Source organism: Scytonema hofmannii PCC 7110, from assembly GCF_000346485.2.
GTDB classification, from domain to species: Bacteria; Cyanobacteriota; Cyanobacteriia; order Cyanobacteriales; family Nostocaceae; genus Scytonema; species Scytonema hofmannii.
Genome location: NZ_KQ976354.1, coordinates 5183805 through 5197782, shown reverse-complemented (window position 1 = coordinate 5197782; position 13978 = coordinate 5183805). Strand labels below are relative to the sequence as shown.

Below are 13978 nucleotides of genomic sequence, written 5' to 3'. Positions count from 1 at the left end.
ATGGCTCTTCCTAAAATTTCAGAAGCAAGAGAATTAACTGACGAACAATTGTCTAATGAAATTCTCGCCGTTAAAAAACGATTGTTTCAATTGCGCTTGCAAAAAGCCACCAGACAGTTGGAAAAACCCCACCAATTCAGACACGCCCGACATCGCCTAGCTCAATTACTAACAGTAGAACATGAGCGCAAGCGGGCGTCTGTAAGTCAAGCCACTAGTGAAGCAGAGTAGAAAAATATGGCAGTAAAAGAACGAGTGGGCTTGGTTGTGAGCGACAAAATGCAAAAGACGGTAGTCGTCGCTATCGAAAACCGCTCTCCCCACCCCAAATACGGCAAAATCGTTGTGAAAACCAGACGATATAAGGTACATGACGAAGAAAATAAGTGCAAAATAGGCGATCGCGTTCGGATTCAGGAAACCAGACCCCTCAGTAAAACTAAGCGCTGGACAGTCACTGAAATCCTAACCACTAAGAACGCTGAGTTAACGAAATAGTTGTTAGATAGCTAACAACACATGCAAGGGAGATAAACAGTGATTCAAACCCAGACTTACCTCAATGTCGCAGATAACAGCGGTGCTCGCAAATTGATGTGCATCCGCGTTCTAGGTGCTGGTAACTGCCGTTACGGCTTTGTAGGCGATAAAATTATTGCTGTTGTTAAAGACGCAATTCCCAACATGGCTGTAAAAAAGTCTGACGTTGTAGAAGCGGTGATTGTTCGCACTCGCCACTGCATACGTAGAGACAGTGGGATGAGCATTCGCTTTGACGACAACGCCGCAGTTATTATCAACAAAGACGGTAACCCAAAAGGAACCCGCGTCTTTGGTCCCGTAGCACGGGAACTGCGTGACAAAAACTTTACCAAAATCGTTTCTTTGGCTCCGGAGGTGCTGTAATGGCGACCAAAAAGAAGGAAAAGCCCAAATTCTCTAAAATGCACGTCAAAACCGGAGACACCGTGCAAGTGATTGCTGGAAAAGACAAGGGCAAAGTGGGTGAAATTATTAAAGCCCTCCCCCAAGAAAGCAAAGTCATCGTCAAAGGTGTCAACATTAAAACAAAGCACGTTAAACCACAGCAGGAAGGCGAATCCGGACGAATTGTCAACCAGGAGTATCCTATCCACAGTTCTAACGTCATGCTTTATTCCACTAAGCAAAACGTTGCCAGTCGTATTTGCTACACTTTCACCTCCGAAGGGAAGAAAGTTAGAATGCTGAAAAAAACTGGTGAAATTCTTGATAAATAGTCATGAGTCATGAGTCATTTGTCATTAGTAAAAAACCAATGACAAAGGACAAAGGACGAAGGACACTCGTACAAAGGACAAATAACAACGTTCCCTGACCAAGCCCAGGGAAATTAAGGACAAAAGACTATGGCAGCACCAAGACTGAAAACTGTATACCAAGAGACTATAGTCCCCAAACTGATGAAGCAGTTTGAATACATAAACATTCATCAAGTACCAAAGTTGGTGAAAGTTACCGTCAACCGAGGTTTAGGGGAAGCATCTCAAAATGCTAAAGCACTAGAAGCGTCGTTGAGCGAAATTGCACTCATTACCGGTCAAAAACCTGTAGTGACCCGAGCAAAAAAAGCGATCGCAGGCTTCAAAATTCGTCAAGGTATGCCTGTGGGCATTATGGTGACCCTCAGAGGCGAACGGATGTACGCCTTCCTTGACCGTTTGATCAACCTGACACTACCAAGGATTCGTGACTTTCGCGGTATTAGCCCTAAAAGCTTTGATGGTCGGGGTAATTACACTTTAGGTGTCAGAGAGCAACTGATATTTCCGGAAGTAGAGTACGACAGCATCGATCAAGTTCGTGGTATGGACATTTCCATCATTACCACAGCAAAAAATGACGAAGAAGGTCGCGCTTTACTAAAAGAAATGGGAATGCCTTTTCGCGAGCAATAAGTTGATTTAAAGAGGAAAAGATGGCGGTAAACGACACAATTGCAGATATGCTGACGCGCATTCGCAATGCCAACATGGCGCGGCATCAAACAACACACGTGCCATCCACAAAGATGACTCGCAACATTGCAAAAGTGCTGCGGGAAGAAGGTTTTATTTCTGATTTTGAAGAAGTGGGAGAAGGCGTTAAGCGCGAACTCACCATCTCCTTAAAATACAAGGGTAAAAATCGCCAACCCCTAATTACCTCCTTAAAGCGGGTAAGCAAACCAGGTTTGCGAGTTTACTCCAATAAGAAAGAGCTACCAAGGGTACTAGGCGGTATTGGCATTGCTATTATTTCCACATCTAGCGGGATCATGACAGACCGGGAAGCACGGCGTCAAAACTTAGGTGGAGAAGTACTTTGCTATGTATGGTAGATATGGTGTTAGTGGTTAGTAGTTAGTGGTTAGTGGTACTTTTTGACAATTAACAACTAACAATTAACAACTAACAATTAACAACTAACAACTAACAAAAGGAAAGTTATGTCTCGAATTGGTAAACGACCAATTAATGTTCCTGCCAAAGTACAAGTGACTATTGATGGCGCAAAGGTAGTTGTTAAAGGCCCAAAAGGTGAACTTTCTCGCGAATTGCCAACCCAAGTCACAGTTTCCCAAGAGGGAGAAATATTGCAGGTGAATCGTCGGGATGATTCCCGCGTATCTCGTCAAATGCACGGTTTATCCCGGACTTTGGTTTCCAATATGGTTGAAGGAGTTTCTCAAGGTTTTCAACGCCGTTTAGAAATTCAAGGGGTGGGTTACCGGGCTGCTGTTCAAGGTCGTAACTTGGTTTTGAACATGGGCTACAGCCATCAGGTACAAATTGTTCCCCCAGAAGGAATTCAGTTTGCTGTTGAAAACAACACCAACGTTATTGTCAGTGGTTATGACAAAGAAGTGGTAGGCAACATAGCAGCTAAAATTCGTGATGTTCGTCCACCAGAACCTTATAAAGGTAAGGGTATTCGTTACGCCGGTGAAGCCGTTAGACGTAAAGCTGGTAAGACTGGTAAGGGTAAGAAGTAAAAATGAAGAGTACTCGCAAAGAATCAAGAGAACGTCGCCAACGACGCATTCGTGGCAAAGTCAGTGGAACTGCCGAGCGCCCAAGATTAGCTGTATTTCGCTCTCACCAGCATATTTATGTTCAGGTGATTGATGATACACAACATCATACTTTGGTAGCTGCCTCCACTGTAGAACCAGAGTTGAAATCTAAATTGTCTTCAGGTGGAAACTGCGACGCTTCCATAGAAGTTGGTAAGTTGATTGCATCTCGTTCTTTGTCCAAGGGGATCGCAAAAGTTGTCTTTGACCGTGGTGGAAACCTCTATCACGGACGCGTTAAAGCACTCGCTGAAGCAGCCCGTGAAGCTGGTTTGGAGTTTTAAATGACATTAGTTAGTGGTTAGTGGTTAGTAGTTAGTAGTTGATAGAACAACTGACAACTAGCGATTAACAATTAACAATTAATATGAGGTACATATCATAATGGCAACAAATCGTCGCAAAACCAACCGGACGAAAAAGGAAGAAACTAATTGGCAAGAGCGAGTTATCCAGATCCGACGTGTGAGCAAGGTTGTTAAAGGCGGTAAAAAGCTTAGCTTCCGAGCGATCGTTGTTGTGGGTAACGAACGCGGTCAAGTCGGCGTGGGCGTCGGCAAAGCATCAGATGTTATTGGTGCTGTAAAGAAAGGTGTCGCCGACGGCAAAAAACATCTTATTGATATCCCCATCACCAAATCCAATTCAATACCCCACCCGATTAATGGGACTGGTGGTGGCGCAAAAGTTATTATGCGCCCTGCATCACCAGGTACTGGGGTAATCGCTGGTGGTGCTGTTCGGACAGTATTGGAATTGGCAGGCGTTCGTAACGTTCTAGCAAAACAACTCGGCTCCAACAACCCTCTGAATAATGCCAGAGCTGCTGTCAATGCGCTGTCTACCCTGCGTACTTTTACAGAAGTTGCTGAAGACCGAGGCATCCCTGTTGAAAATTTATACATTAGTTAGTGGTTAGTAGTTAGTAGTGAGTAGAACCACTAACCATTAACCACTAACCACTAACCACTAACCACTAACAAATTAATTATGAGACTAAATGATGTCCGCCCCCAAAAGGGATCTAAGAAACGCGGTCGCCGTCTGGGTAGAGGCGTTGCCGCTGGTCAGGGCGCAAGCGCTGGTAAAGGTATGCGCGGTCAAAACGCACGTTCTGGAAGCAGCACTCGACCTGGCTTTGAAGGTGGTCAGCAGCCATTATACCGCCGTATTCCTAAATTGAAGGGCTTTCCCCTCGTTAACCGTAAGATTTACACTACGATTAATGTAGAAAAGCTTGCTGCTCTACCCCCAAACTCAGAAGTAACACTGGACTCACTGAAGGAAGCAGGTATTCTAACTGCCTCAAAAGGTTCTTTAAAAATCCTGGGAAATGGGGAGTTGAGCGTTCCGCTCACAGTAAAAGCAGCCGCTTTCACAGGTACAGCCCGTACCAAAATTGAGGCAGCTGGTGGAAGTTGCGAAGTGATATGAAAAATGAAGGATGAAGGATGAAGGATAAAGGATGAAAAAATTTATACTTCTTAATACTTCAAAGTTCGTAGTTCATAACTTCACACTTCATACTTCTTCATATTTCATATTTCAAAGGTAGCCTTCTATGCTCGGTCGAGAAAAAGCTCCAACGGCTCAAGAAACTTTTATGCAGATGGCACAAGCCGCAGGACTGAGAGGTCGGTTGCTTGTCACCCTGGGTATTCTCCTGTTGATTCGCTTGGGGATACATTTGCCCATTCCAGGAATAAATAGGGCAGAATTTGCTCAAGCCCTTCAAGGTAATAACCAGATATTAAGCTTTTTGGATATCTTTTCCGGAGGCGGACTTTCAGCATTGGGAGTCTTTGCCTTAGGTATTTTGCCATACATCAATGCCTCGATTATTATCCAATTGCTCACGGCTGCCATTCCTGCTTTAGAAAACTTACAGAAAAATGAAGGTGAAGCAGGACGAAGAAAAATTTCTCAAGTGACTCGTTACGTGTCTCTCATTTGGGCAATTATTCAAAGTTCTTTTTTGGCTGCTTTCTGGCTCAAACCTTTTGCCCAAAGCTACGGACCGATTTTTGTCATTGAGACAGCCCTTGCCTTGACAGCAGGTTCCATGTTTGTCATGTGGGCATCCGAACTGATTACAGAACGAGGTGTTGGGAATGGAGCTTCTTTGTTGATTTTTGTCAACATTGTGGCAACATTGCCAAAGGCTTTAGGTGATACTATCGACTTTGTGCAAACTGGCGGTCGGGAAATCGCTGGTCGTGTTATTGTGTTGCTGCTGCTTTTTCTAGCCACGATTGTTGGTATTGTCTTCGTACAAGAAGGAATCCGCCGCATCCCAATTATCTCCGCACGCCGTCAAGTTGGTCGAAAACTTTTTGCAGAACAGCGCAGCTATCTACCCCTACGTCTTAATCAAGGGGGCGTGATGCCAATCATTTTTGCTGCTGCTATTCTGAGTTTGCCACTGTTAATACAAAATTTCATTAACAATCCACAATACTCAAGGATTGTTAACACTTATCTTGTTCCTGGTGCTTCCGGATCTTGGGTTTACGCTCTCGTTTACCTCGTTTCTATCGTGTTCTTTAGCTATTTCTATTCTTCGTTGATTCTTAATCCGGTAGATGTGGCACAGAACTTGAAGAAAATGGGTTCTAGCATCCCCGGTATTCGTCCGGGTAAGGCAACAAGTGAGTATATCGAACGCGTGGTGAATCGATTAACTTTTTTGGGTGCGATCTTTTTAGGCTTGGTTGCAATTATCCCTACTGCCGTTGAAAGTGCTTTGGGTGTCCCAACTTTTAGAGGCTTGGGTGCTACCTCTTTGCTGATTCTAGTTGGTGTGGCGATTGATACATCAAAGCAAATCCAAACCTACGTTATTTCTCAGCGCTATGAAGGAATGGTGAAACAATAGTGACGCGATTAATCTTCTTGGGACCGCCAGGAGCTGGAAAAGGAACTCAAGCGAAAAATTTAGCTCAGGATTGCGATCTGCCCCATATTTCTACGGGTGAAATATTACGTCAAGCAGTTAAAGACCAAACTCCTTTGGGTGTAAAAGCTCAAAGTTATCTAGATAAGGGGGACTTGGTTCCCGATAAACTTATTGAGGATCTGATTGAGGAACGTCTTGGCAAACCAGATGCTCAATCTGGTTGGATTCTTGATGGCTTTCCCCGTACTGTTAATCAAGCTGTTTTCTTGGAGCAATTGCTACAAAAACTCCACCAGCAAGGAGGAGAAAGGGTAATCAATCTGGAAGTCCCAGATGATATCGTGATTTCCCGATTGCTGGAACGGGGCAGAAACGATGACACAGAAGAAGTGATTCGTCACCGTTTGGAGGTCTATCGTTCCGAAACAGCTCCTTTAATTGATTTTTACAGCGATCGCAATCTCCTGCTCTGTGTCAATGGCAATCAGTCCCCAGAAGAAGTCACTGCTGATTTGAAAAAAATCGTTGTTTCGTAAATGGGCAATGGGCATGGGGCAATGAGCATGGAGCAATGGGGTATTGAATAGCTTTTACAATGCCTAATTCCCGATGCCCAATTCCCAATTCCCAATCTCCTAGCAAGCAAATGTGTGTAAATCTTGGATAAGATATATTAATGAACTGTTGATATATTCTCCAAAATATGTTCTTCTGCACACTAGAGCTACCCTAGCTGCGTTTGAAAAACTGAAAAGGAGACTGTTGAGTTGAGGAAAAAACTTGTCTAAACAAGACCTAATTGAAATGGAAGGTACAGTTACCGAGTCCCTTCCTAACGCCATGTTCCGTGTAGACCTCGATAACGGATTTAACGTCCTTGCCCACATTTCTGGCAAGATCCGCCGTAACTATATCAAAATATTACCCGGCGATCGCGTCAAGGTGGAGTTAACTCCTTACGATCTGACAAAAGGTAGAATCACTTATCGACTTCGGAAGAAGTAGACCGAACAAACAATTTTTGCGCTTGGATAATTTCAGTTGATTTATTGACCGAGATGCGATTTTTGTTGGAACCACTGTGATTGTTGCCCTACCGAAGTGACAGTTTTCGGGATAAATCTGAAAATACTTCCCATATTTTAGGCTATATCCCAACGAGAGGCTACCTGAGTTTTCTAAAAATTTTAAGAAGCGATCGCTCATGTCAAGTGAAGTGGCAACACAAGTTCACCAAAGGTAAAATCTACTCTTGAGTGAAAAACCTAACACTTGTAGAAAATATTACCACAAACAGAAAAATTGGGTTTTAGATGTATCTCACAGCATAAATTCCCATTATATGTTATAATTTTCTATTTGGAGTCAAAATAAGCAACATGAAAGTCAGAGCATCAGTTAAGAAGATTTGTGAAAAATGCACCGTGATTAGACGTCGTGGTCGCGTCATGGTGATTTGTTCCAACCCCAAGCACAAGCAACGTCAAGGGTAAAACCTGACCAGTGACCAGTGACCAGTGACCAGTGACCAGTGACCAGTGACCAGTGACCAGTGACCAGTGACCAGTGACCAGTAAATAATTTGCTTACACTGGGTAACTGTGAATTAGTAACTGAGTATTGATGACTGATAAGTAAACAATATACTGGTACTGGGTAACTGTTAAGTAAATAACTAAGTAATTGATAACTGACAAAGAGGGAGACAATTGTGGCACGTATTGCCGGAGTAGACCTTCCACGAGACAAGCGTGTTGAGATAGGTCTAACCTATATTTACGGAATTGGATTATCTCGTTCCAAAGAGATTTTAGCAACAACAGGTGTTAACCCCGACACCCGTGTAAAGGAGCTAAGTGATGCTGATATAGCAGCCCTAAGAGGCGAGATAGAAAGTAACTATCAAGTAGAGGGTGATTTAAGGCGCTGGGAAGCGATGAATATCAAGCGCCTGGTTGATATCGGTACATATAGGGGGCGTCGCCATCGTATGGGCTTACCAGTCAGAGGACAAAGAACTCGTACTAATGCCAGAACTCGTCGGGGGAGAAGGCAGACAGTGGCGGGTAAGAAAAAGGCCCCAGCTAAGTAATTCTTTACTAACGCTTATCTACAGCAATTTACGAAAAATCACAGCGATATGGCGCGACAACAAAGTAACAAAAAATCAGGTAGCAAGAAGCAAAAACGTAATGTCCCAAATGGGGTTGCTTACATCCAGTCTACCTTTAACAATAGCATTGTCACCATTACCGACTCAAACGGAGATGTTGTGTCATGGGCAAGTGCTGGATCTAGTGGCTTCAAAGGAGCTAAAAAGGGAACTCCCTTTGCCGCACAAACAGCAGCAGAAAGTGCAGCACGCCGAGCTATCGATCAGGGAATGCGCCAGATAGAGGTAATGGTCAGCGGTCCGGGAGCAGGTAGAGAAACAGCTATCAGAGCACTTCAAGGAGCAGGGCTGGAAATTACTCTCATTCGAGATATTACTCCAATTCCTCACAATGGTTGCCGTCCGCCCAAGCGTCGCCGCGTGTAAAAGCGATGACCACTTAAGTGGTCATCGCTCTTGTGGTGCGAGAGTCATGGGTTTTGAGCTAGCACTGCGGTGCGAACTCAAAGCGGCAATATAGTAAACGACATATGACTGCTGTCTGTTAGCTATTTGGAAGTCTCAAAATTTCACCATAGCTATAAGGCAAAAAATAAATTTGGGAAGGCAGACGTTTAGAACGTACCTGTCCGCCCTTAAACACTGGTGAAGAAAATTTCCGCTACAACCAAGTGTTTGTGGAGGCAATTTGATTGCCCCTCTTACAGGACTCGACAATAAGGGAGGCTACTCCGTGGCACAATTTCAAATTGAATGTGTAGAATCTAATACTGAAGAAAATAGAGGTCAAGCCAGTAGATTTGTCTTAGAACCCCTAGAAAGGGGTCAAGGAACTACAGTTGGTAATGCCTTGAGAAGGGTTTTGCTTTCTAATTTAGAAGGTACAGCAGTAACAGCAGTAAGAATTGCAGGCGTTTCACACGAGTTTGCTACCGTTCCGGGTGTGCGGGAAGATGTTTTGGAAATCCTCATGAAAATGAAGGAAGTCGTCCTCAAAAGCTATTCATCTCAACCCCAGATTGGTCGAGTACTTGTTACAGGTCCGGCAACAGTCACAGTAGCACACTTTGATTTACCCAGTGAAGTAGAAGTGATCGATCCCACTCAGTACGTGGCTACGGTTGCGGAAGGTGGGAAGTTGGAAATGGAATTTCGGATTGAAAGAGGTAAGGGATATCGCACTGTCGAGAGGGGTCGTGAAGAAGCTACATCTTTGGACTTTCTTCAAATCGATTCAATATTTATGCCAGTGCGAAAAGTTAATTACAGCGTAGAAGAAACTCGTGGAGATAATGGGATACCAAAAGACCGTTTGTTGATAGAAGTATGTACAAACGGCAGTCTGACTCCACAAGAGGCACTTTCAGGCGCTGCAGGTATTTTGGTAGAGCTATTCAATCCATTAAAAGATATTTCGCTGGAACCTACAGACACAGCTACTGATATTCCAGACGATCCCACCGCTCAAATTCCTATTGAAGAGTTACAACTTTCAGTACGAGCTTATAACTGTCTCAAGCGAGCACAGGTTAACTCTGTTGCCGACTTACTAGATTACACTCAAGAAGACCTATTAGAAATCAAAAACTTTGGTCAAAAGTCTGCTGAAGAGGTGGTTGAAGCCCTACAGCGACGCTTGGGTATTACCTTACCAACTGAAAGAGCTTCAAAACATCCTTAAATTGGCTAATGGTTAGTGGTTATTTGTTATTAGTAATAGAACCACTAACCACTAACTACTAACCCTAACCACTAACCACGAACAAAGATTATGCGTCATCGTTGTCGAGTTAAACAACTTAGCAAACCAGCCGATCAGCGTCGTGCTTTGTTGCGATCGCTGACTACCGAACTGATCCGTCACGGACGAATCACAACCACCTTAATCCGAGCTAAGGTATTACGTGCTGAAGTTGACAAAATGATTACCCTAGCTAAAGATGGTTCCCTATCAGCACGCCGTCAAGCCCTTGGTTATATATATGACAAGGAATTAGTTCGTGCTTTGTTTGAACAAGTCCCCACTCGGTATGCCAATCGTCAAGGTGGTTACACCCGAATTCTACATACCGTACCTCGTCGGGGTGATAATGCTCAAATGGCAATCATTGAATTGGTTTAATTTGTCATTGGTCATTGGTCATTAGTCATTAGTTATTAATCTTTAATACAAATGACAAATGACAAATGACAACATCCTTATGTTAGACAGCCAGCAGCCTAAACCAAGAACTTATCGAGTCGCCCTGGTCATTCAATACCTGGGTACTCATTTTCATGGCTGGCAACGGCAAAAACAACAGCGTACCGTTCAAGAAGAGATTGAAAAAGCGATCGCTACTGTACTGGGTTATCCAGTAACACTTTATGGTGCTGGGCGAACTGATGCTGGAGTTCATGCAGCTGCTCAAGTTGCCCACTTTAATGTCACCAGTCCAATTCCAGCTTGCAAGTGGGCAGTTATCCTGAACAGTTATTTGCCCAACGATATATTGATTCGGGCTTCAGCAGAGGTCAATGACCGTTGGCACGCTCGCTTTAGTGCCATCTACCGACGGTATCGTTATACGTTATATACTGAAGGATTACCGAACTTGTTTGCCAGCGCCGTGAGTTGGCATTATTATATTGACCCTTTGGATGAATCGTTGATGCAAGCGGCTTTAAAACCGTTAATTGGGCATCATCACCTAGCTGCTTTTCACCGAGCGAATTCAGTACGAAAGCACTCCTGGGTAGATATACAAGCTGCGGAGTGCTATCGCAATGGATCGTTTCTGCACATAGAAATTCAGGCAAATGGATTTTTATACGGTATGGTGAGGCTATTAGTAGGGATGCTAGTACAAGTAGGTTCAGGACAGCGGACACCAGAAAACTTTACTGACCTATGGAAATACGAACGGCGTGAAGAAGTAAAACACGCTGCACCTTCCCAAGGTTTATGTTTGTTGCGAGTGGGCTATCCAGATTTTCCCTTTCCTCCAGAAATTTGGTTTGATACTCAACCAAAATTTGTATTTAGTTAGTGGTTAGTAGATAGTAGAACAACTAACAACTAACAACTAACAACTAACAACTAACAAATGACTAACAAATGACTAACAAAACGTTCCTTCCTCCCATAAAAGCACTTCAGCATAATTGGTATGTAGTAGATGCGGCTGACCAACGCCTTGGTCGCCTAGCTACTGAAATCGCCATGATTCTTAGAGGAAAAAATAAACCCGAATATACTCCTCACATGGATACAGGTGACTTTGTGATCGTTATCAATGCTGAGAAAGTAGCCGTTACTGGTAAAAAGCGCAGTCAAAAAGTTTACCACCGCCATTCTGGTCGGCCGGGTGGTATGAAGACCGAAACCTTTGATAAGCTCCAACAACGTTTGCCAGAACGGATTGTAGAACACGCTATTAAAGGTATGTTACCCAAGAATAGTTTGGGGCGTCAGCTGTTTACCAAGCTGAAAGTTTATGCCGGACCAACTCATCCCCATGCAGCACAACAACCCAAAGAGTTAAAAATTCAGACAATTCCAGGAGAATAAGATTCATGCAAGCAACAGACACCAACAGCGGTCGTGCCATGTATTGGGGTACTGGTCGTCGAAAATCCGCAATAGCGCGAGTTCGGTTGGTTCCCGGTACCGGACAAATGATTGTCAATGGTAAACCAGGAGACCTTTATTTCCAGTTCAATGCGAATTATCTTGCCGTTGCCAAGGCACCGCTAGAAACTCTAGGTTTGGAAAACGAGTATGACATCCTAGTGAAAGCTGAAGGCGGGGGCTTAACCGGACAGTCAGATGCTGTTCGCTTGGGAGTTGCTCGTGCGCTGTGCCAACTCGATCCCGATAACCGTTCACCTTTGAAAAGCGAAGGGTATCTGACTCGTGACCCACGCGCTAAAGAACGCAAAAAGTACGGTTTGCATAAAGCTCGCAAAGCACCTCAGTACTCGAAGCGATAAGATGGGCAATGGGCAATGGGCAATGGGGAATTTAATAGCTTTGACAATGCCCTATGCTCCATGCCCCATGCCCAATCCCCAAAAAGTTATAATATTATCATAGACATCAACCACGGAAGAGAAAATGGCTAAAAAAGGTATTCATCCTCAGTGGTATCCTGAAGCCAAAGTTTACTGCAACGGTCAACTTGTTATGACTGTAGGCGCTGCTAAGCCTGAATTGCACGTAGATGTTTGGTCTGGAAACCACCCTTTCTACACAGGAACGCAGAAGATTATAGACACCGAAGGTCGCGTAGAGCGCTTCATGAGGAAGTACGGCATGATGGAAGGTCAAACCACCAGCAGTAAACGTAAAAAGTAGCGGGCTGGCTTTAGCTTTTAACGACGACCCTGCATCGGCTGGGTCGATTTGTCGTATCTAATGCTCAAGCCAATTTGCTATTTTTTTAAGGAGTGACTGAACCCGTCATGGCTGAAATATATCTTCTGGAGAAACTCAAGTCAGTTGAACAAACCTTTAATGAATTGACTCGTCGCCTAGCCGACCCCGATACTGCTAAAAACCCTGATGAGTATCAAAAGATCGCAAAGGCACGCTCCACGTTAGAAGAAGTTGTAGACACTTACGATACCTGGAAAAAAGCGCAGGAAGATTTAATAGGGGCGCGTCAGGTGTTAAAAGAAGCTCACGGCGATCCAGAGATGCAGCAAATGGCAGCTTTGGAAGTAAATGAACTCGAGCAGAAAATAGAAGAATTAGAAAATCGCCTAAAAATATTGCTGCTACCCCGCGATCCAAATGATGACAAAAACATTATGTTGGAAATTCGTGCGGGTACTGGTGGTGATGAAGCCAGTATTTGGGCTGGAGATTTAGTACGTTTGTACTCACGCTATGCTGATAGCCAAGGTTGGCGCGTAAAAATGCTCAGTGAATCTTTGGCAGAAATGGGCGGTTTCAAAGAAGCTATTTTAGAAATTCAGGGTGATAGCGTTTACAGCAAACTAAAATTTGAAGCTGGCGTACATCGCGTACAGCGTGTACCAGTTACGGAAGCTGGCGGACGAGTTCATACCTCTACCGCTACTGTGGCAGTTATGCCAGAGGTGGATGATGTAGAAATCCACATCGATCCCAAGGAAATTGAATTAACGACGGCTCGATCTGGCGGTGCAGGTGGACAAAACGTCAACAAAGTGGAAACAGCTGTTGATTTGTTCCACAAACCTACTGGTATCCGTATTTTCTGTACGGAAGAACGCAGCCAGTTACAAAACAAAGAACGGGCATTGCAGATCCTCAGAGCAAAGCTGTATGAAATGAAGTTACGCGAACAGCAAGAAGCTGTCACTTCCATGCGGCGAAGCCAAGTAGGAACTGGTTCGCGTTCTGAAAAAATCCGCACGTACAACTATAAAGATAACCGTGTCACCGACCACCGATTGGGTGAAAACTACCCACTCAGTACACTCCTAGAGGGTGAAATTGAACACGTTATTCAAGCTTGTATCTCTCAAGATCAGCAAGAACGTTTAGCGGAACTTGCCTCTGCTACTAACTAGGGGCTAGGGGCTAGGAATTTAAAAATTCCAGCGATCGCACCACAGTATTTTCTGATCTTGTGGAACTTCTGATCTTGTGAAACTTCTGATCTTGTGGAACGGGCGTCCTCGCCCGTTTTAAATAAAGAAGAAGGCAGGCAACTTTTTTTCAAGAAGAAAGGCAGGCAACTTTTTTTCAAGAAGAAAGGCAGGCAACTTTTTTTCAAGAAGAAGGCAGGCAACTTTTTTTCAAGAAGAAGGCAGGCAACTTTTTTTCAAGAAGAAAGGCAGGCAACTTTTTTTCAAGAAGAAGGCAGGCAACTTTTTTTCAAGAAGAAGGCATAAAACTTTTTTTCAA

Annotated in this window: 24 protein-coding genes; all 24 read left to right on the top strand. The window is 44.0% G+C overall.

Features of this window, described 5'->3' with window-relative positions; translation table 11 throughout:
* The 24 genes from rpmC (at window position 1) to WA1_RS21440 (ending at window position 13965) form a co-directional block, all read left to right on the top strand.
* The gene (gene rpmC, locus WA1_RS21550) at window positions 1-231 is read left to right on the top strand and encodes a 50S ribosomal protein L29 (protein ID WP_017748877.1); all 231 of its coding nucleotides are present in this window, start codon (window positions 1-3) and stop codon (window positions 229-231) included.
* 6 nt (window positions 232-237) lie between these two features.
* Entirely contained in the window at window positions 238-498 is a 261-nt protein-coding gene (rpsQ, locus tag WA1_RS21545; protein ID WP_017748878.1) for a 30S ribosomal protein S17, read from the top strand.
* A 39-nt stretch (window positions 499-537) separates the two neighbouring features.
* A complete protein-coding gene (rplN, locus tag WA1_RS21540; protein WP_017748879.1) occupies window positions 538-906 on the top strand; it encodes a 50S ribosomal protein L14 in 369 nt (122 codons plus the stop codon).
* A complete protein-coding gene (gene rplX, locus WA1_RS21535) occupies window positions 906-1259 on the top strand; it encodes a 50S ribosomal protein L24 (protein ID WP_017748880.1) in 354 nt (117 codons plus the stop codon). The genes rplN and rplX overlap by 1 nt, the downstream gene beginning before the upstream one ends.
* 129 nt (window positions 1260-1388) lie before the next feature.
* Window positions 1389-1937: a 50S ribosomal protein L5 gene (gene rplE / locus WA1_RS21530; protein WP_017748881.1), complete on the top strand. Its 549-nt coding sequence runs from the start codon at window positions 1389-1391 to the stop codon at window positions 1935-1937.
* Window positions 1938-1957: 20 nt separating this feature from the next.
* A complete protein-coding gene (gene rpsH, locus WA1_RS21525; protein ID WP_017748882.1) occupies window positions 1958-2359 on the top strand; it encodes a 30S ribosomal protein S8 in 402 nt (133 codons plus the stop codon).
* Window positions 2360-2467: 108 nt separating this feature from the next.
* Window positions 2468-3013 (top strand): 50S ribosomal protein L6, encoded by a 546-nt coding sequence (gene rplF / locus WA1_RS21520; protein WP_017748883.1) that lies wholly within the window; start codon window positions 2468-2470, stop codon window positions 3011-3013.
* Window positions 3014-3015: 2 nt separating this feature from the next.
* The gene (gene rplR, locus WA1_RS21515; RefSeq protein WP_017748884.1) at window positions 3016-3378 is read left to right on the top strand and encodes a 50S ribosomal protein L18; all 363 of its coding nucleotides are present in this window, start codon (window positions 3016-3018) and stop codon (window positions 3376-3378) included.
* A gap of 100 nt (window positions 3379-3478) precedes the next feature.
* Entirely contained in the window at window positions 3479-4006 is a 528-nt protein-coding gene (gene rpsE / locus WA1_RS21510; RefSeq protein ID WP_017748885.1) for a 30S ribosomal protein S5, read from the top strand.
* A gap of 78 nt (window positions 4007-4084) precedes the next feature.
* On the top strand, window positions 4085-4528 hold the full coding sequence (rplO, locus tag WA1_RS21505; RefSeq protein WP_017748886.1) for a 50S ribosomal protein L15: 444 nt from the start codon (window positions 4085-4087) through the stop codon (window positions 4526-4528).
* A gap of 127 nt (window positions 4529-4655) precedes the next feature.
* Window positions 4656-5969 carry a preprotein translocase subunit SecY gene (secY, locus tag WA1_RS21500; RefSeq protein WP_017748887.1) on the top strand — a complete coding sequence of 438 codons (1314 nt, stop codon included), beginning with the start codon at window positions 4656-4658 and terminating at the stop codon, window positions 5967-5969.
* Complete coding sequence (locus tag WA1_RS21495) at window positions 5969-6526, top strand: adenylate kinase (RefSeq protein ID WP_017748888.1); 558 nt, start codon at window positions 5969-5971, stop codon at window positions 6524-6526. The genes secY and WA1_RS21495 overlap by 1 nt, the downstream gene beginning before the upstream one ends.
* Window positions 6527-6770: 244 nt before the next feature.
* Window positions 6771-6995 carry a translation initiation factor IF-1 gene (gene infA / locus WA1_RS21490; RefSeq protein WP_006276978.1) on the top strand — a complete coding sequence of 75 codons (225 nt, stop codon included), beginning with the start codon at window positions 6771-6773 and terminating at the stop codon, window positions 6993-6995.
* 374 nt (window positions 6996-7369) lie between these two features.
* Complete coding sequence (gene rpmJ / locus WA1_RS53015) at window positions 7370-7483, top strand: 50S ribosomal protein L36 (RefSeq protein WP_072040794.1); 114 nt, start codon at window positions 7370-7372, stop codon at window positions 7481-7483.
* 218 nt (window positions 7484-7701) lie between these two features.
* Window positions 7702-8082: a 30S ribosomal protein S13 gene (gene rpsM / locus WA1_RS21485; RefSeq protein WP_017748889.1), complete on the top strand. Its 381-nt coding sequence runs from the start codon at window positions 7702-7704 to the stop codon at window positions 8080-8082.
* A gap of 48 nt (window positions 8083-8130) precedes the next feature.
* Window positions 8131-8529 (top strand): 30S ribosomal protein S11, encoded by a 399-nt coding sequence (rpsK, locus tag WA1_RS21480; RefSeq protein ID WP_017748890.1) that lies wholly within the window; start codon window positions 8131-8133, stop codon window positions 8527-8529.
* Between the two features lie 307 nt (window positions 8530-8836).
* Window positions 8837-9784 carry a DNA-directed RNA polymerase subunit alpha gene (locus WA1_RS21475; protein WP_026135260.1) on the top strand — a complete coding sequence of 316 codons (948 nt, stop codon included), beginning with the start codon at window positions 8837-8839 and terminating at the stop codon, window positions 9782-9784.
* 90 nt (window positions 9785-9874) lie between these two features.
* A complete protein-coding gene (rplQ, locus tag WA1_RS21470) occupies window positions 9875-10225 on the top strand; it encodes a 50S ribosomal protein L17 (RefSeq protein ID WP_017748892.1) in 351 nt (116 codons plus the stop codon).
* A gap of 79 nt (window positions 10226-10304) precedes the next feature.
* Window positions 10305-11132: a tRNA pseudouridine(38-40) synthase TruA gene (gene truA, locus WA1_RS21465; RefSeq protein WP_026135261.1), complete on the top strand. Its 828-nt coding sequence runs from the start codon at window positions 10305-10307 to the stop codon at window positions 11130-11132.
* A 68-nt stretch (window positions 11133-11200) separates the two neighbouring features.
* Complete coding sequence (gene rplM / locus WA1_RS21460; protein WP_017748894.1) at window positions 11201-11653, top strand: 50S ribosomal protein L13; 453 nt, start codon at window positions 11201-11203, stop codon at window positions 11651-11653.
* A gap of 5 nt (window positions 11654-11658) precedes the next feature.
* Window positions 11659-12075, top strand: coding sequence for a 30S ribosomal protein S9 (rpsI, locus tag WA1_RS21455; RefSeq protein WP_017748895.1), 417 nt, complete (start codon window positions 11659-11661; stop codon window positions 12073-12075).
* A 124-nt stretch (window positions 12076-12199) separates the two neighbouring features.
* The gene (gene rpmE, locus WA1_RS21450; protein ID WP_017748896.1) at window positions 12200-12439 is read left to right on the top strand and encodes a 50S ribosomal protein L31; all 240 of its coding nucleotides are present in this window, start codon (window positions 12200-12202) and stop codon (window positions 12437-12439) included.
* A 107-nt stretch (window positions 12440-12546) separates the two neighbouring features.
* A complete protein-coding gene (prfA, locus tag WA1_RS21445) occupies window positions 12547-13641 on the top strand; it encodes a peptide chain release factor 1 (RefSeq protein ID WP_017748897.1) in 1095 nt (364 codons plus the stop codon).
* Between the two features lie 93 nt (window positions 13642-13734).
* A complete protein-coding gene (locus WA1_RS21440; protein WP_066612953.1) occupies window positions 13735-13965 on the top strand; it encodes a hypothetical protein in 231 nt (76 codons plus the stop codon).
* Window positions 13966-13978 lie beyond the last annotated feature (13 nt).